The sequence below is a fragment of the Microbacterium sp. 22296 genome (assembly GCF_052045385.1).
In the GTDB taxonomy this organism is placed as follows: domain Bacteria; phylum Actinomycetota; class Actinomycetes; order Actinomycetales; family Microbacteriaceae; genus Microbacterium.
The window spans coordinates 466,670-481,555 of sequence record NZ_JBQEOS010000002.1 but is presented as its reverse complement, the minus strand read 5'-3'; the positions used below and the strand labels follow the sequence as shown (position 1 = coordinate 481,555).

Genomic DNA, 14,886 nt, shown 5'->3' with positions numbered 1-14,886 from the left:
ACGTCAGCGGCCGCGCGTGAAGAGAACTCAGGAAGACATCGAGGCCATCATGGCCTCGCACTTCACGACCATGTCGTCGCAGGCCATCGCGCAGTAGCGGCACATCTCGTCCATGTCGCCGTGCGCGCGGCACTCGGCGGCGCAGGCCTTGCCCATGGTCATGCAGGCGGTCATCATGGCGCTCATCACGTCCATGTTCATCCCGGCCGGACGCATCATCATGTGCATCGTCGCCTGAGCCATCTCGACCATGTTCGAGCACATCGCGCAACAGGTCGCCATCTCGGCGCCGTGCATCATGTCGCTGCCGGCGCACATCGCCGCGGCCATCGCGCAGGCGTTCAGCGACTGCATGCATTCCTGCATGGCATCCATGTCCATGGTCATCTCGCCCATGTCCATCGACTTCATCATTGCCATCGTGTCCATCTGGATCTCCCGTGCTCTCGTCGGTTCGGAGGGACCGGATGCCGCGGAGGGACTCCGGCGTACCCGCGATGCTACGCCCGCGACGACGGCCGCCGACAGTACTCGAAGGAGGTTGATCAGGTGATCGGGGACGTGCGATTATGCCCGGGCCCCGTCAGCGGATGGCGTCGGCGATGACGTCGCGGGCGACGTCGGCGAGCTTCCGTTGAGTGCTGCGCGCCTGCTCTCGCAGAAGGCGGAACGCCTCCTCCATGTCGACGCCATGTGAGTGAGACAGGACGCCCTTCGCCTGCTCGATCACGACACGGCTGTCCAGGGCGTGCTGCAGCTGCGTGCGAGCGAGGTCGGACTCGCGGAACGCCCGTTCGTGAAGGATGCCGATCGTCGCGATGTCCGCGAGACCTCGCGCGGCGAGGGCGTCTTCGGCGGAGAGCGCGTCGGGGGTGTCGCCGAAGAGGTTCAACGAACCGATGACCTCCTCGCGGAGTCGGAGGGGGATCGCGTGCATCCACTGATACCCCAACTCACCGACGGCGTCCGCGAACCGCGGCCACCGCTCGTGAATCGCGGCGAAGTCGTCGACGGTGACCGGCTGGCCGGAGTGATAGGCATCGAGGCAGGGGCCCTGCTCCGCGTCGAGCTGCAGGAGCGAGATGAGCTGGCTGCGCTCGCTCGTCGACGCGACGACCTCGAGCGACCCGTGCGCGTCGGGAAGCAGGATGCCGGCGTCGGCGGCACCGAAGGTCTCGGCGCACCGGCTGACCAACAGGTAGAGCAGGTCGACGATGTCGTACCCGCTGACCATGGTGTCGGCGAGCTCGACGAAAGTATCGACCAGGTCTTTCTCCCGCGATGTGCTCGTCATGAGTGCAACCTACTTCCGTCCGTTCACTTTCACACCGAAAAGTCGATGTCGCGCGAGATGATCGCCTCCGCCACCTCGCGCACGGTCCGTCCCGAGGCGAACGCGTGCGCGCGGATGATGAGCAACGCGTCGTCGGGTGCCACGCGCAGCTGCGCCACGACCATGCCGGTGGCCTGATGGACGAACCGTCGAGGGGAGACGTTCGCGGTGACATCGTCGTCGACGGAGTCGAGGGCAGACCGCAAGATCTGCTGACCCGCGGAGTTCGCCAACAGGGCGGCCTCACCGACCTGTTCGTCCGACAGGGCGTGGGCGCGGGTGGCGTAGAGATTCACGACCCCGACCTCCAGCAGGCCCACCACCATCGGAAAGGCGTACGCGGAAGAGATGCCATGTCGCGTGGCTGTCGCCAGGAACAGCGGCCACGCGGAGACCGCACCGTTCCGCAGATCCGGAAGGAGGACGGGCGCGGCGGTTTCCCGCGCTCGCCAGCACGGCCCCACCCCGGAATCGAGCTGCGTCTCGTCGAGCTCCGCGGCGACAGCGTCGCTCGCGCAGATCGTCTCGACCTCGAACGGCGCACCGAGCGACGAGACAGCGACGTGTTGAACCGGGAACGAATCGATGAACCCCAGACAGAGTGACGGGGGAGACACGCGATCGGGTGGCATGAAACTCCTGACCTAGTCGAACCCAGCGGCCTAGGTCTAGGGGACGCCTCGCCCCACTCTACGGGCACCGCGTCAGTGATGCCGCGGCGCGGGGGATTGATCAATCGTTGCATTACACGGCACGCGCCTTTATCGTGATCGTAGTTGCCCCAGACCCCGGCTGACTTTCTTGTCATCGCGTCGAATGGGGTAAGGGAATGGGACGCCTGTTCTACGGCTCGACTTCAGAGCCGATTCGTATTCCGGATACTCCCCTCGCGCATCTGTACGCGGTCACCGTCGTGAGATTGCGGCGCGGCGAGAGTTTCACCGTCACGTGGCGACACACTGACGCTGCTACAAGTCGCCGATCCACTGCCTGGATGCACGCCGCCATCCCGCTGCGATTCGTCTTCGATGTCGACGAAGAGATCGCGCTGGACAGGGAAACCCTCCGCCGCCTCGCGCAGGCCGCGCATTCTACCGCCGGCATCGTCATCGATGTCATCGAGTCCAACGGACTCGATGGCGCGGCCATGCCCGGAGCGGCACGCTCCGTCGCGTGAGCAACAGCGCCATGAACCTGACGCCACGCCGAGTCCACGCCGTGTGGACGGTGGAGGAAGAGGGGCATCACACCGCGAAAGTCGGGGAATCGACCCTCGGGCACGTCGTGATGGTGCCCGATGGATCCTTCATCGCTTTCGATAGACATTCGACGCCCTTGGGACGGCACCCAACCCTTCGTGCCGCCCAACTCAGCGCGCTCCGCGCTGCCAAGAGAACCGACGCGTCGACCCTTCTCGAGCGACTGACCCCGCCCCTCGCCATCGCCGTCGGGGCGATCGCGGTCATGCTGCTGACAATCGGGGCCGTCGTCCTCTCCCTCGTTTTCTAGAGGCCGAGTCCACGTCGCGCCGAGACTGGCAATAGCCCGTGTAAAAAGGTCCGGCAAAACGGCGAAACCGCGTTTTCACGGCGAAACAATCACCAGAATATGCATCCACGCGAATATGCGGGGCGTAGCCTCGAAGAATAGTCCCTGGCATCCGCCTTCGGCTTCGGGCCCATACGGTCACCCCCATCCGAGGAGCATGCAATGGCTGCACCCGTCATCGAGTCCCGGCTGGGACCGATCCGTCAGACCTACAAGGGGACGACCGACTTCCCGCCGATGGCGAAGGCGTACACCGAGCTGTCGCAGGTCGTACGCGAGACAGGACTGCTCGCGCGAGCGCGCCGCTTCTACGCCCTGGTCGGGACCGTCCTCGCTCTCGGTTTCGGCGGAGCGATCACCGGGTTCGTGCTGCTGGGCGACAGCTGGTTCCAGCTGCTCATCGCCGCCGCCCTCGGCATCCTGTTCACGCAGGTCGCGTTCCTCGCGCACGAAGCGGCGCACAAGCAGATCTTCGCCTCGGGCAAGGCCAACGAGCGTCTCGCCCTCTGGCTCGCCGCCGGTGTCGTGGGCATGAGCGTCTCGTGGTGGAGCGCGAAGCACACCCGCCACCACGCCAACCCGAACCGCGTGGGCAAAGACCCCGACATCGAGATCGACACGATCTCGTTCCTCGACGAAGACGCCGCCAAGGCACGCGGCATCCAGCGCTGGATCACCCAGCGTCAGGGCTGGGCGTTCTTCCCGCTGCTCACCCTCGAGGGCGCCAACCTGCACGCCATCGGCTTGCGTCACCTGCTCTCACGCGAGCCGGTCAAGGGCCGCTGGACCGAACTGTCACTGATCGCCCTGCGCTTCGCGATCTTCGTCGCCCCGGTGTTCGTCTTCCTGCCGCTCGGCATGGCCTTCGCCTTCCTGGGTGTGCAGCTCGCCGTGTTTGGCGTCTACATGGGCGCGTCGTTCGCCCCGAACCACAAGGGCATGGCCGTCATCGCACCGGATGCCAAGCTCGACTTCTTCAGCAAGCAGGTGCGCACCTCGCGCAACATCACCGGCGGGTGGTGGGCCACCTGGTTGATGGGCGGTCTGAACTATCAGATCGAGCATCACCTGTTCCCGAACATGCCCCGCCCGCACCTCAGCAAGGCTCGCGCCATCGTCAAGGAGCAGAGCGCCACGCTGAACGTGCCCTACGTCGAGACGACGCTGCTGCAGTCGTACGGCATCGTGATCGCCTACTTGAACCGCGTGGGACTGGCCGCCCGCGACCCGTTCGAGTGCCCGATGACGTCCACAGCGGCACGAAGCATCCGGTGACGGGGCCGAGTTGACGGCGTAGCCACGGCGAGGGGACTCGTTCGCCCGAAGGCGATGCCCGGCTGCGGCACCGTCGGGCGGTCTAGGCGATGCGCCGGAACCGCGGCCCCGAGTAGCCGTCGCGGTCGACGGTCTCGGTGAACATCCCCACCGGGCGCACCCAGAACGAGTAATCGTCGTACAGCTTGCGGTAGGAGACGAAGACCTCCTCGGTCTCGGAGTGCCTCGCCGTTCCGAAGACTTCATAGCGCTGACCTTTGAAGTGTTCGTAGATGCCGGGTTCGATGGTCACGCAGACCGTCCCTTCGTGCAGGAGTTGGAACGTCGCGCACCGCGGCGACGTCGCGAGGTGCCGAGTATGGCACGGGGTTCCGAGGGGGAATGGGGCGGGCGGCGCCGTCACCTCGGCGTCGCCGGCCGAGGTCGATCGGCACGGCCAACCGACGTGATCGAGGGCGATGCCTGTAGACGGGGCGATGACCACCGCCGCGGGTGTCCGCGCCACGCGAGAGGCACGTGCCACCGCGCGGGGGTCGTGCGACCGCGGTGTCGGGGCCGCACATGGAGGACGAAGCGGGAGCAGCGCACCGGGGGTTCTGGGGCTGACGGCTCGCTCCGTCCGCCGACTTACGGCATCCGGATGCCGACGGACCGCAGCTCGAGACCGGCGAGACGCCGCGTCACCTCGCGGTCGCCGCGGCGCCAGGCGCCGAGGGCATCGGGGTCGACTTTCGCGATCGTGGCCACCTTCTGGTGGGTGAGGGCCCGGAGGGCGAGCAGGTCGGAATCGAGACCGGCGCGCAGCAGCGCGCGGGTGCGCGTCGCGCGCGAGATGAAGCGGAGCCGCGGGAGCAGCCACATCAGCAGCGTGAGAAGGATCGGCAGGGCGGCGACGCCGATGCCGAGCGCGATGGCCGCCTGCAGCACGAGGTCCTGCTGCGTCTGACCGGCGGATGCGAGAGTGTCGCCCGCGGAGCTGGCCGTGTCGAAGGGGGCGCTGATGCCGGAACCGATGAGGGGGACATCGCCGAGGCGGTCGCCGACATCGGTCATCGACGTCCGGAAGTCCGCGCCCGCGGCCTGCATCTCGCGCCCGAACCGAGCGAGCTGGTTGACGGTCGAGAAGACGACGACTCCCATCACCACGCTCACCGCGATGATCACGAGGGCGACGATATCGGCCGTCATCTGGCGGGCACGGTGCGCGGCGAAGTCGGAATACAGTTTCACGTCGTCACTCTCCCACGCGGCGGCACGCCGGCATGCGGATGCCGCTGCCCGGGGCATACACCCCGGGCCGCGGCCGCGTGACGGTCAGGGCCGACCGCCACCCATTCCCCCTCCTCCCATCCCCATTCCGCCGGCCGCCGCGACGCCCGCCGTGACCGATGTCGCGGCCCCGTCGACGGTGACGGTGTACGTCTGTCCGTCGGTGATCGCCGACGAGGTGAACACGACCGACCCGAAGGTCTTCGTGGCGGTGTATTCCGCGATGACCGTGCCCGCGGCATCCGTGATCTGCACCGTCGACCCGGCGGAACCCGACGCCGTCGCGGCGAGCCAGCCCTGCGCCGACGTCTCATCGGGTGACTCGGCCATGCCGGTGCTGCCGATGGCGACGAGCGTGCCGCCCGAAACGTCGATGCCGCCGTTCGAGTCGAGGGCGCCGTTGTTCTGCGCGGTGGGGCCGTAGACGGTGACCTCACCGCCGGTCATGGTGATGCTGCCGTTGGAGTCGAGGCCGTCGCCGTCGGCATCGACCACCAGGGTGCCGCCCGAGATGGTGAGGGTCTCGCCGGTGTCCTGCATGCCGCCGCCCATCCCGCCGCCCGACCCCGAGTCCGTGGTGGTGCCGCCCGAGGCGTTGATGCCGTCGTCCGACGAGGTGACCGAGGTGGTGCCGCCGGCGATGCGGATGTCGCCCGACTCGAGACCCTCGTACGACTGGCCGATCGTCACGTCGCCGCCGGAGATCGCCAGCGCGGTCTCGGAATGGATGCCGTCGTCCTCGGTCGTAAGCGACACGGTTCCGCCGGTGATCAGTGCATCCGTCCACGCGTCGATGCCGTCGTCGACCGCCGTCGCCGTGATGGTGCCGCCGGCGATCCAGACGTAGCCCTGGGTCGCGTCATCCGTCTGGTCGCTCTTGAGCGCGTCGCCCCCGGCGGTGAGGGTGAGGGTGCCGTCCTCGACCATCAGCGAGTCCTTGCCGCGGAGGGCGTCGTCGGCGGCATCCACCGTGATCGTGCCGCCGATGATCGCGAGGTCGTCGGTGGCCGAGATGCCGTCGTTGCCGGTGTCGGTGACGGTCAGCGCGCCGGAGCCCGAGACGGTGAGGTCGCTGTCGGCGTAGATGGCGGCGCTCGCGTCGGCGTCGGCCGAGCTCGCCGCCGTGACGGCGTTGGTGGTGCCGGCGGCGAGGTTGATCGCCACGTCGTCGGCCGTCACGACCTGGATCGCCGAGCCCGAGGTGCTCGCGATGGTCGCGTCGTCGAGCACGAGGATCACCTGCGCGTCGTCGGGGGCGGCGACGACCACGTTCCCGTCGAGCGTGCCACTCAGCTGGTAGACGCCCGCGGCGGTGATGGTGACGGTCGAGCCGTCGACGGTGACCGCCGCCGAATCGCTCGACGCGGTGGAGCCGGAGAGGGTGATGGTCTCGGCATCCGCGATGCTCCACTCGTCGTCGTTCACGACCGTGCCGTCGGCGTTGGCCGCGAGCAGTTCGGCGGCGGCCGCGGGAATGGTGGAGTCGATGTCGGAGGTGGTCTGCACACGGGTTTCGACGCTGGATGCCGCGGCGGTCTGCGTCGCGGACGCGACGGGCTGCGCGGTGACAGCGCACCCGGCGAGGACGAGGCCCGCGAGGGCGAGGGGAAGGGCGAGGGGGATCAGGCGGCGCATGATGCATCCTTTCGAGTGGGGTGGGAGGAGGAGAAGGGGCCCGCGAGCACGCGAGTCCAGCGGTTCGAGGGAAGGTCGGAGCGCAGCGCGGCCATGCCTGTGGCGTACTTGCTGATGCGCTGCGGGCGGTGCCCGGCTCGCCACAGCGCGCGGTCGAAGGCACCCGCCTGCCCGGGGGACTTGGTCTCGACGATCGCGAAGCGGGGGAGGATGAACCCGCCGCCGTCGGCGTCGACCCAACGGAGGTCGAGGTCGATCGTGGCGCGGGAGGGGATCGCGCCCGGTAGCAGGAGCGTCGCGCGGCGGTAGAGCGTCTGCAGACGCGCGTCGAGGTCGTCGGCGCGCGTGGGTTCGATGCCGATGGCATCGAGCGACTCGGCCACCTCGTCACGCGCCTCGGGGGTGAGTCGGTCGGCGGTGTCGAGGTCGTAGGCATCCCGGTCCTTGCGAGTGAGACCGCGCGCCCCGCGGGTCTTCATCTCGAGGTAGGCGGCCCCGGTGTCGACGTACGTGCGGGTGCGCAGCTTGAACCGACGGCGACGCCCGTGGGCGGCGAGGCGGAAGCTCAACAGATCGGGGGTGTCGAAGTACACCGAGCGGTACGCGAGTTCGCGCTCGCCGGCGATCTCGAGGGCGGCCGGAGCCTCGGCGGAACGCTGGAGGTCTTCGAGGAGGGATGCCGCGGCATCCATCGGCACGACGTACTTGCGGTCGACGCGGGTGAGGAGGGCCGCGTCGGTGGTGAGGGCGTCGAGGCCGATCGCGGGGAGGGCCGCGATGGCGATGGCGGCGCGGTCGCGGGCGTTCATCGGGTGCCGCCGAGCAGGTCGGCGAAGGCGGGGTCGGTGCTGCGACGCGGGCCGGGGGCCGCGTCGGCGACGTCGAGGGCGGCGCCCGGTGCGGTGGCGCCCGGCAGTGCGGCCCGCACGCGGTACCGCACGTCCACCAGCGTCGTGTCATCGACCAGGTCGAGCTGCTGCACGGTGACACCCGTCACCTCGCCGCCCAGCAGGCGTTCGAGCTCGACGCGCAGTTCGGTCTCGTCGGCGATCGCGCGGTCGAGGTGCACGGTCTGGTGACGGGCCCGCGACAGCACGCGCGGGTGGTCGGCGACCGCCAGCACGGCGACGATGAGCCCGACGAGCAGCAGGGGGATGGAGAGGTCGACGGGCGGCAGGCCGCAGATCAGGCCGATCGCCAGGGCGGCGAAGTAATACGCCACCTCGCGCTGGGTGATCTCGCTCGAACGCAGCCGGATGATCGACAGCACCCCGAACAGGCCGAGCCCGAGACCGAGGGCGACTTCGGCGGTGCCGAGCACGGTGGCGACCGCGAGCACCCCGACGTTGACGCCGAGGAAGGCGACGACGAGGTCTCGCCGGCGGTGACGCTGAAAGTAGATGGCGCTGAGCAGAACGGCGGCGACGAGGTCGGTCGCCGCGAGGATCAGGGCGGTGGTGGTCATGAGGTGCTCCTAGCGGGGGTGAGGGGAGAGGTGTCGGATGCCGGATGGGCGGCGTGGGGCGGATGGTCCGGGGCGCCGGGTGGGTCAGGCCGCGAGATCGGCGTGCGCGCCGGGGGACCGGCATCCGTTCGCGGGAAGACCAGTGCGCGCTGGACGCCGTAGCTGAGGACGAACAGCACGCCCTCGGTCACGACCTTCGCGGGCAGCAGCGCGAGGCCGTTGTCGGTGAGGAACGACATCCACGCGATGTTCGACGCGAGCAGCGCCAGGGCGAGCACGCCGTAGCGGAGGGCCTGCGGAAGCATCGAACCTCCGCGCGCGCGGAAGACCACGCGGCGATTGACGGCGAAGTTCGCGGTGGCCGACAGCACGCGTGCGGCGACGATCGACGGCACCAGCCAGCCGGTCAGCGCCTGCAGGACCAACAGCGCGACGGTGTCGACGACGAACGCCGCGAGAGACGACGACGCGAACAGCAGCACCGGAAGCAGCACACGCAGCGAGTCGCGCACGGGACGGAAGTGGCTCCCCGCGTTGTGGTCGAGGTAGACCGTGTCGATCGGCACCTCGTGCGCGGCGAGCTGGTCGGGACCGAGGCGCAGCAGCATCCGCTGCTCGTACTCGAAGCCTTCGCCCGGGATGCCGAGCGCCCAGGCGAGACGATCGGACGGGATGCCGCGGAGCCCCGTCTGCGTGTCGGAGACCCGCCGTCCGGTGGCGAGGCGGAAGAGCCCCCGCGACGCGGCGTTGCCGAGTCGGCTGCGCAGCGGCACCGCGCCGTCGAACCCGCGCACGCCCAACACGAGCGCGCTCCGGCCGTCAGCCGCGTCACGGCGCAGGGCATCGGCCACGCGGCAGACGTCGGCGCGCGTGTGCTGGCCGTCGGCGTCGGCGGTGACGACGTCGGCATCCGGATCGTGGGCGGCGATGTGGGCGAAGCCCGTCTTCAGCGCCGCGCCTTTGCCGCGATTGCTCGCGTGGGCGATGACATGGGCTCCGGCCTCGCGGGCGGCGGCGAAGACCGGAGCGAACGCGGGACCGCTGCCGTCGTCGACGATGAGCACGTCGAGGTCGGGATCGGCGCGCAGCAGCTCGGCGACGAGGTCCGACATCCGCGGGCCCGGCTCGAAGGCGGGGATGAGCACGAACACCGCTCAGCCCGCCACGTAGAGGATGTCGCTGGTGCCGCGCTCGCCGCCGTTGGAGGGCGAGTTGATCACCTGCCCGTTGAAGTACATGGTCGACGAGCCGCCGCCGTCGAGGTTGTAGGCCGTCGTCGCGCCGAGCGAGAGCATGATGTCCGCGAGTCCCGGCAGCGTCACGCCCTCGCTGTAGCCCTCTTGTCGGCCGTCGACGACGACGAAGACGAGGTGGTTGTCGTCGACCACGCCGACCGCGGTGCGCGGCTGGTCGCCCTGGATCGAGTGGTTACCGACGTTCGTGTCGACCTCGACGCTGTCGATGCCGTCGACGACCTGGCCGTCCTCGACGATGGCGGGGCCGAAGCTGAGGGTGTTCCAGACCCCGGATGCCAGCAGCTCGGCGGCCGTGGTCTGCGTCTCGTCGTACACCTCGACGTGACCGTCGGTGTAAAAGGCGAGTCCCTGTCGAGCGCCCTCGTCGCGGTAGGCGACGCCGTTGCGGATCTCGATGCCCGTCGAGCGGAAGCCGTAGTAGTCGCCGTTGATCGCGAACACCGCGCCGTTGGCCGCGGCGATCTCGCTCGTGGTCTGCGTGATGTTCTCGCCGAACTGGTTGTTGGCGAAGGCGGAGCGCAGGTCGGTCGCGTCTCCGAGTACGACATCGGCGACGAAGTAGGTGAGCGAGTCCGTCGTCACCGTCGAGACGGTGACCGAGGTGGACCCGTCGCTGAAGCTGGTGTCGGTGAGGGTGGTCGCGGCCGTGGTCGCGGTGGCGGTGGCCTCCGCCGTGGGGGTGCTGGACGCCGCAGTGGAGTGCTCCGCCTCGTAGGCCGCGACATCGGTGACCTCGACGTGGGGGATGAGGAAACGGTTGGCCGCCCACGCCGCCGAGCCTCCCGCCGTGAGCAGGACGACGAGACCGCCGGCGAGCAGGGCGCGGCGGGCGGTGCGAGACGACGAGCGCCGAGGGGCGGCAGACGGCGTCGCCCGACCGCGGCGGGAGGCCGGGGCCGGGGCACCGTCGGGGGCGGTGTCGGGGGTGAGGTCTGCGGGGTCCATGGCACCAGGAAAGGTGCCGGGCCCTCCCCGCGGCCTAACCCCGCCCTACCCGGAGCCAAGAGGAGCTATGAAAGCGCTATGCGCGAGAGTGCTCGACGTGTGGTCGGGGGCGGAGCCCGGACGCGTCTCAATGGCTCGGATACTCTCGACGGATGGCGAAGAAGCTCGGACTCACCGTCAGCGGCATCGTTCTCATCGGGCTCTTCCTCGCTTGGATGCTCCTGAAGGGGACGAGCGCGGTGCAGGCGTGGATCGATCCGAACCCGTTGCTCGGCTTCGTCGCCTGGGGAATCGCGTGGCTCTGCGTGCTCGGCGGAGCCGCGCTGCTCGCGCGCGTCGTCTTCGGCCGGGAATCGGATCCGGCGGGCCGACACGACTGACCGGTCGTCGCACCGCGTACGCCGACGCAGAGGGGGTCACGAGCGAACGTGACCGTTCAGCCCCTGCGGGGTCGCCCTCTGCGCCCGGCGGTCAGACCGCGAACCGGATGACGCCGACGATGATCAACGTGATCACGGTCGTCCACAGCACGATCGCGGCAGCCTGCCAGGCAATCACGCGAACCGGCGGCACGCCGGTCGAGGTGAGGGCAGCAGCGGTGAACTGGGTGGGCAGCAGCAGGGGGCCGAGCAGGCTCACGCCGGGGGTGCCGTAGCGGTGATAGGCCTTCTCGAACTTCTGTCGGCGCGAGGTCATGGGCTTGTCCGCGCTGCCGCGGCGCGTGGTCACGGCGGTACGGACGCGGGAGGTCACCAGCACGACGATCGCGACGCAGATGAGGTTGCCGACCGCGCCGGCGAGGGCGGCGACGACGGGGGTGATGCCGCCGATGATGCCGATCGCGGCGGCGCCCTCGCCCTCGATGAACGGCACGGCGCCGGCGAGGGCGACGATGACCGGTTGCACGAGGTCGGGCACGTCGGCGACGAGCCCCTGGAAGCCGAGGACGAGATCGCTGAGGGGGTTCGACATGACTGCTCCTGGGGGATGGGTCGCGGCGTGTTCCGCGGTGATTCCATCCCATCGATTCCGATCGCGCGGCGGCAGTGTCGTGCGTCACGACCGCGCGGGAGGATGCGACGGCGCACCCGTGACGAATGTCACGGCGGTCAGGGCGGGGGGATGAGGGGAAGGAATACGGCGACGGGAGGAGCGAGAAGGGCGGACGGGTCCTCCGCTTCCTGACCCTCCTCCCGTCGTCACCGGAGCCACGGGCCCGGAGCTGTGTCTGGAGCAGCGCTTCCGCCCGAGCCCCACGCCCGGTAGCGTCTGACACCTGCAACGGTTGCGGCCGAGGGAGGACACGACATGCCCCCGATCTTCGCCGCGTTGCAGTACTTCTTCTTCGCCGTGCTCGGCGTCGGCATCCTGGTCCGACTCTCCCTCGCGCTATTCCGCCGCCGTGCCGGTCGGCGCGCGGACGCCGTGCGTTCCGCCCTCGGCCCGGTCATGGGCGCGGGCGCGGCGCAGTCCGCGGCCTACGGGTGGACGCCGCCGCGGACGATGGATGCCACCCCCCTCGACCGCTCCACCGAGACGAGCGAGTTCTGGGACCGCGCGCCGGTCGATCCGCCCGACGACCCCCGCGGCGTCGAGGGGAGAGACTGACCCCGGCACGGGCAGGATGGACCCATGCCGCCGATGCCTCTGCCGCCCTGGCCCGCGACGCCACCCGCCCACGGAGGCATCCTGCTGCGAGAGGTGGTCGACGGCGACCTCGACATGGTGCGCGAGCTCGCGACCGACCCGTACATCGCGCAGACGGGCACCCTTCCCGCGGACGCCACCGAGCAGCACGCGCGCGCGTGGATCGCGGCGCAGCAGAGCCGTCACGGTGAAGGGGCCGGCTTCTCGTTCACCATGGCGGATGCCGCCACAGGAAAGGCCGTCGGTCACTGCGGTCTCTGGACCGCCGAGCTCGGCGCGGGCCGTTCCAGTGCCGGATACGTCGTCGCCCCCTCCTCTCGCGGCCGAGGGTACGCGGCCGACGCGCTCATCGCGCTGACCGCCTTCGGCGCGACCGTACCGGGCCTGTTCCGCATCGGGCTCTACATCGAGCCGTGGAACGCGCCGTCCATCCGCACCGCCGAGAGAGCCGGATACGACCGCGAGGGTCTGCTGCGCAGCTACCACCGCATCGGCGACCGGCGCCGCGACATGCTCCTCTACGGCCGGGTTCTGCACAGCGGCTGATTCCTCCACCCGTGACGAATGTCACGGACGTACAGTGGCCGGGGTGAGCATCTCCTCCGCAGCCACCTACGCGCGCGACGTCCGCGTCACATGGTGGTACACCGTCGCCTCGATTCTGTCGTTGCAGGTGTTCGCCCTGGTCATCTGGGCGGCTGTCGTCGTGCGGGACGCTCCGCCGCTCGCCATCGCGCTGTACGTGGTCGGTGCGGTCGGGGCCACGGCATCCGCTGTCCTGCTGCTGCTGCGCTACCGACGCGAGCCGCTCGACGACGGCGACGTCGGCGCGACGCACCCCGTCTGGCCGCTCGTGGTGGCGGGAGTCGTCTTCGGCGCCGTCACCGGCGCCGCCGTCGGGTCGCTGATGCTCGCCGTCGCCCTCGCCGCGCAGGCCCTCTGCCTCGTGCGGTGGCGCAACGGCATCCGACTGCGCCTCGCGACCCTGCTCATCGTCGTGATCCTGGCGACCTGGGTCGTGGATGCCACCCGCGTCAACCCCGGCGGTTACGTCGCCGCGTTCTTCGGACTCGCGCTGTTCATCGCGATGCTTCCGCCGCTGTCGGCGACCTCGCTGTGGTGGTGGGACATCGTGCGCGAACTCGACCGTGCGCGCCGCGCCGAGGGGCGCCTCGCCGCCGCGCAAGAGCGCCTGCGCCTCGCGGGTGACCTGCACGACCTGCAGGGGCACCACCTGCAGGTGATCGCGCTGCAGCTCGAACTCGCCGAGAAGATGATGGGCCGCGACCCCGAGGCCGCCGCCGGACAGGTGCGCGCGGCGCGAACGAGCGTCGACGAGGCGCGACGCGGCACGCGCGACCTCGCGGCGCGGTTCCGAGGCGTCCCCCTCCCCGACGAACTCGCCAACGCCGCCGACCTCCTCCGCGCCGCGGGACTGACCGTCGACCTTCTCGTGGACGGCGCGGCGGGCGGGGCGCCGGCCGACGTGCTCGGGCCGGTCGTGCGGGAGTCGACGACCAACGTGCTCAAACACGGCCGCGGGGGCTCGGCATCCCTCTCTCTCGCCCGTCACGAGGGAGCCTGGGTGCTCACGGTCGAGAACGACGCCCGAGGAGCGGCTTCGCCCGTGGGCGACGGGGCCGGCCTCTCGGGCATCGCCGACCGCGTCGGCGCCGTCGGAGGAACGATGGATGCCACCCGCCTCGGCGACCGCTTCCGCCTCACCGTCCACGTGCCCGAGGGGGTGACGGCATGATCCGCGTGCTCATCGCCGACGACGAAGACATGATCCGCACGGCGCTCGCCGCCCTGCTCCGACTCGAAGACGACCTCGACGTCGTCGCCGAGTGCCGTGACGGCGAGAGCGCTCTCGTCGAAGCGGAGCGGCTGCGGCCCGACGTGTGCCTGCTCGATCTCGAGATGCCCGGTCTCGACGGCGTCGACACCGCCGCGCGCATTCTGCGCCGGGTCCCGTCGCGCTGCGTGATCGTCACGCGCCACGCGCGACCCGGCGTCCTCCGGCGCGCGCTCGGTGCGGGCGTCGACGGGTTCCTGCCCAAGTCTCGACCCGCGGATGACGTGGCCGCGGTGATCCGCGAGGTCGCCGCCGGGCGTCGCTACGTCGACCCCGAGATCGCCGCCGACGCTCTCAGCGACGAGCGGAGCCCCCTCACCGACCGCGAGCTCGACGTGCTGCGCGCCGGCGCGCGCGGAGAGACGGTCGCCGAGATCGCGTCGGCGCTGCACCTGTCGGCCGGGACCGTGCGCAACCATGTGTCGTCGGTGCTCGGCAAGCTCGGGCTCGCGAGTCGGCAGCAGGCGACGATTCACGCGCGGGAGCGGGGGTGGATCTAGCCGACCCGTTCGGCAGCGAGAGGGTTCTTTCGACGGGCGCCCCGGGGCGAGGACGATTGTCGCCCCGCTTCACCCGCGGGCGAAGCTGCGCCGCGGGAACCACCACGAACCGCGGGTCTCGCTTGTGCGTCGACCGGACCGACGTGACCGGTCGATAA

19 protein-coding genes are annotated in these 14,886 nt (G+C 70.1%); 8 read left to right on the top strand and 11 right to left on the bottom strand.

Features of this window, described 5'->3' with window-relative positions:
• Positions 1 to 27: 27 nt before the first annotated feature.
• The 3 genes from ACTJJP_RS05805 to ACTJJP_RS05795 form a co-directional block, all read right to left on the bottom strand.
• Positions 28 to 429, bottom strand: a complete 402-nt coding sequence (locus tag ACTJJP_RS05805; protein WP_440774071.1) for an aldehyde dehydrogenase — start codon at positions 427 to 429, stop codon at positions 28 to 30.
• A 154-nt stretch (positions 430 to 583) separates the two neighbouring features.
• Entirely contained in the window at positions 584 to 1,294 is a 711-nt protein-coding gene (locus ACTJJP_RS05800; RefSeq protein ID WP_363437508.1) for a GAF and ANTAR domain-containing protein, read from the bottom strand.
• A gap of 29 nt (positions 1,295 to 1,323) precedes the next feature.
• Positions 1,324 to 1,965, bottom strand: a complete 642-nt coding sequence (locus tag ACTJJP_RS05795; protein ID WP_440774070.1) for an ANTAR domain-containing protein — start codon at positions 1,963 to 1,965, stop codon at positions 1,324 to 1,326.
• A 197-nt stretch (positions 1,966 to 2,162) separates the two neighbouring features.
• Here ACTJJP_RS05795 and ACTJJP_RS05790 point away from each other — a divergent pair, with 197 nt between their 5' ends.
• The 3 genes from ACTJJP_RS05790 (at position 2,163) to ACTJJP_RS05780 (ending at position 4,156) form a co-directional block, all read left to right on the top strand.
• Positions 2,163 to 2,510: a DUF7882 family protein gene (locus ACTJJP_RS05790; protein WP_440774069.1), complete on the top strand. Its 348-nt coding sequence runs from the start codon at positions 2,163 to 2,165 to the stop codon at positions 2,508 to 2,510.
• On the top strand, positions 2,507 to 2,842 hold the full coding sequence (locus tag ACTJJP_RS05785) for a hypothetical protein (RefSeq protein WP_440774068.1): 336 nt from the start codon (positions 2,507 to 2,509) through the stop codon (positions 2,840 to 2,842). The genes ACTJJP_RS05790 and ACTJJP_RS05785 overlap by 4 nt, the downstream gene beginning before the upstream one ends.
• A gap of 201 nt (positions 2,843 to 3,043) precedes the next feature.
• Positions 3,044 to 4,156 (top strand): fatty acid desaturase family protein, encoded by a 1,113-nt coding sequence (locus ACTJJP_RS05780; RefSeq protein ID WP_440774067.1) that lies wholly within the window; start codon positions 3,044 to 3,046, stop codon positions 4,154 to 4,156.
• Between the two features lie 82 nt (positions 4,157 to 4,238).
• Here ACTJJP_RS05780 and ACTJJP_RS05775 read toward each other — a convergent pair whose 3' ends face one another.
• The 7 genes from ACTJJP_RS05775 to ACTJJP_RS05745 form a co-directional block, all read right to left on the bottom strand.
• On the bottom strand, positions 4,239 to 4,448 hold the full coding sequence (locus ACTJJP_RS05775; RefSeq protein ID WP_440774066.1) for a DUF1653 domain-containing protein: 210 nt from the start codon (positions 4,446 to 4,448) through the stop codon (positions 4,239 to 4,241).
• Positions 4,449 to 4,783: 335 nt separating this feature from the next.
• Positions 4,784 to 5,386, bottom strand: a complete 603-nt coding sequence (locus tag ACTJJP_RS05770; RefSeq protein WP_440774065.1) for a hypothetical protein — start codon at positions 5,384 to 5,386, stop codon at positions 4,784 to 4,786.
• An 84-nt stretch (positions 5,387 to 5,470) separates the two neighbouring features.
• Positions 5,471 to 7,060 carry a carbohydrate-binding domain-containing protein gene (locus ACTJJP_RS05765; protein ID WP_440774064.1) on the bottom strand — a complete coding sequence of 530 codons (1,590 nt, stop codon included), beginning with the start codon at positions 7,058 to 7,060 and terminating at the stop codon, positions 5,471 to 5,473.
• On the bottom strand, positions 7,048 to 7,869 hold the full coding sequence (locus ACTJJP_RS05760; protein WP_440774063.1) for a polyphosphate polymerase domain-containing protein: 822 nt from the start codon (positions 7,867 to 7,869) through the stop codon (positions 7,048 to 7,050). Before ACTJJP_RS05760 ends, ACTJJP_RS05765 begins: the two co-directional genes overlap by 13 nt.
• Entirely contained in the window at positions 7,866 to 8,525 is a 660-nt protein-coding gene (locus tag ACTJJP_RS05755) for a DUF4956 domain-containing protein (protein ID WP_440774062.1), read from the bottom strand. Before ACTJJP_RS05755 ends, ACTJJP_RS05760 begins: the two co-directional genes overlap by 4 nt.
• Complete coding sequence (locus ACTJJP_RS05750) at positions 8,522 to 9,670, bottom strand: GtrA family protein (RefSeq protein WP_440774061.1); 1,149 nt, start codon at positions 9,668 to 9,670, stop codon at positions 8,522 to 8,524. The genes ACTJJP_RS05755 and ACTJJP_RS05750 overlap by 4 nt, the downstream gene beginning before the upstream one ends.
• A 9-nt stretch (positions 9,671 to 9,679) precedes the next feature.
• Positions 9,680 to 10,726 carry a phosphodiester glycosidase family protein gene (locus tag ACTJJP_RS05745; RefSeq protein WP_440774060.1) on the bottom strand — a complete coding sequence of 349 codons (1,047 nt, stop codon included), beginning with the start codon at positions 10,724 to 10,726 and terminating at the stop codon, positions 9,680 to 9,682.
• A 152-nt stretch (positions 10,727 to 10,878) separates the two neighbouring features.
• Here ACTJJP_RS05745 and ACTJJP_RS05740 point away from each other — a divergent pair, with 152 nt between their 5' ends.
• Positions 10,879 to 11,106: a hypothetical protein gene (locus ACTJJP_RS05740; protein WP_440774059.1), complete on the top strand. Its 228-nt coding sequence runs from the start codon at positions 10,879 to 10,881 to the stop codon at positions 11,104 to 11,106.
• Positions 11,107 to 11,197: 91 nt separating this feature from the next.
• Here ACTJJP_RS05740 and ACTJJP_RS05735 read toward each other — a convergent pair whose 3' ends face one another.
• Positions 11,198 to 11,698, bottom strand: coding sequence for a small multidrug efflux protein (locus ACTJJP_RS05735; RefSeq protein WP_440774058.1), 501 nt, complete (start codon positions 11,696 to 11,698; stop codon positions 11,198 to 11,200).
• A 336-nt stretch (positions 11,699 to 12,034) separates the two neighbouring features.
• On the opposite strand from ACTJJP_RS05735, the gene ACTJJP_RS05730 reads away from it, so the two are divergent.
• Genes ACTJJP_RS05730 through ACTJJP_RS05715 form a run of 4 tightly spaced genes read left to right on the top strand, consistent with a single transcriptional unit; the run spans position 12,035 to position 14,728 of the window.
• Positions 12,035 to 12,334 (top strand): hypothetical protein, encoded by a 300-nt coding sequence (locus tag ACTJJP_RS05730; protein ID WP_440774057.1) that lies wholly within the window; start codon positions 12,035 to 12,037, stop codon positions 12,332 to 12,334.
• Between the two features lie 24 nt (positions 12,335 to 12,358).
• On the top strand, positions 12,359 to 12,919 hold the full coding sequence (locus ACTJJP_RS05725; protein ID WP_440774056.1) for a GNAT family N-acetyltransferase: 561 nt from the start codon (positions 12,359 to 12,361) through the stop codon (positions 12,917 to 12,919).
• 43 nt (positions 12,920 to 12,962) lie between these two features.
• The gene (locus ACTJJP_RS05720; protein ID WP_440774055.1) at positions 12,963 to 14,129 is read left to right on the top strand and encodes a sensor histidine kinase; all 1,167 of its coding nucleotides are present in this window, start codon (positions 12,963 to 12,965) and stop codon (positions 14,127 to 14,129) included.
• The gene (locus ACTJJP_RS05715) at positions 14,126 to 14,728 is read left to right on the top strand and encodes a response regulator transcription factor (RefSeq protein WP_440774054.1); all 603 of its coding nucleotides are present in this window, start codon (positions 14,126 to 14,128) and stop codon (positions 14,726 to 14,728) included. Before ACTJJP_RS05720 ends, ACTJJP_RS05715 begins: the two co-directional genes overlap by 4 nt.
• Positions 14,729 to 14,886 lie beyond the last annotated feature (158 nt).

Bases quoted from the DNA above. Each gene is read 5' to 3' on its own strand.
- ACTJJP_RS05730 (WP_440774057.1), top strand. From the start codon at position 12,035: ATGCCCCCGATCTTCGCCGCGTTGCAGTACTTCTTCTTCGCCGTGCTC.
- ACTJJP_RS05765 (WP_440774064.1), bottom strand. From the start codon at position 7,060: ATGCGCCGCCTGATCCCCCTCGCCCTTCCCCTCGCCCTCGCGGGCCTC.
- ACTJJP_RS05755 (WP_440774062.1), bottom strand. From the start codon at position 8,525: ATGACCACCACCGCCCTGATCCTCGCGGCGACCGACCTCGTCGCCGCC.
- ACTJJP_RS05805 (WP_440774071.1), bottom strand. From the start codon at position 429: ATGGACACGATGGCAATGATGAAGTCGATGGACATGGGCGAGATGACC.
- ACTJJP_RS05740 (WP_440774059.1), top strand. From the start codon at position 10,879: ATGGCGAAGAAGCTCGGACTCACCGTCAGCGGCATCGTTCTCATCGGG.
- ACTJJP_RS05760 (WP_440774063.1), bottom strand. From the start codon at position 7,869: ATGAACGCCCGCGACCGCGCCGCCATCGCCATCGCGGCCCTCCCCGCG.
- ACTJJP_RS05780 (WP_440774067.1), top strand. From the start codon at position 3,044: ATGGCTGCACCCGTCATCGAGTCCCGGCTGGGACCGATCCGTCAGACC.
- ACTJJP_RS05715 (WP_440774054.1), top strand. From the start codon at position 14,126: ATGATCCGCGTGCTCATCGCCGACGACGAAGACATGATCCGCACGGCG.
- ACTJJP_RS05735 (WP_440774058.1), bottom strand. From the start codon at position 11,698: ATGTCGAACCCCCTCAGCGATCTCGTCCTCGGCTTCCAGGGGCTCGTC.
- ACTJJP_RS05800 (WP_363437508.1), bottom strand. From the start codon at position 1,294: ATGACGAGCACATCGCGGGAGAAAGACCTGGTCGATACTTTCGTCGAG.
- ACTJJP_RS05790 (WP_440774069.1), top strand. From the start codon at position 2,163: ATGGGACGCCTGTTCTACGGCTCGACTTCAGAGCCGATTCGTATTCCG.
- ACTJJP_RS05725 (WP_440774056.1), top strand. From the start codon at position 12,359: ATGCCGCCGATGCCTCTGCCGCCCTGGCCCGCGACGCCACCCGCCCAC.
- ACTJJP_RS05795 (WP_440774070.1), bottom strand. From the start codon at position 1,965: ATGCCACCCGATCGCGTGTCTCCCCCGTCACTCTGTCTGGGGTTCATC.
- ACTJJP_RS05745 (WP_440774060.1), bottom strand. From the start codon at position 10,726: ATGGACCCCGCAGACCTCACCCCCGACACCGCCCCCGACGGTGCCCCG.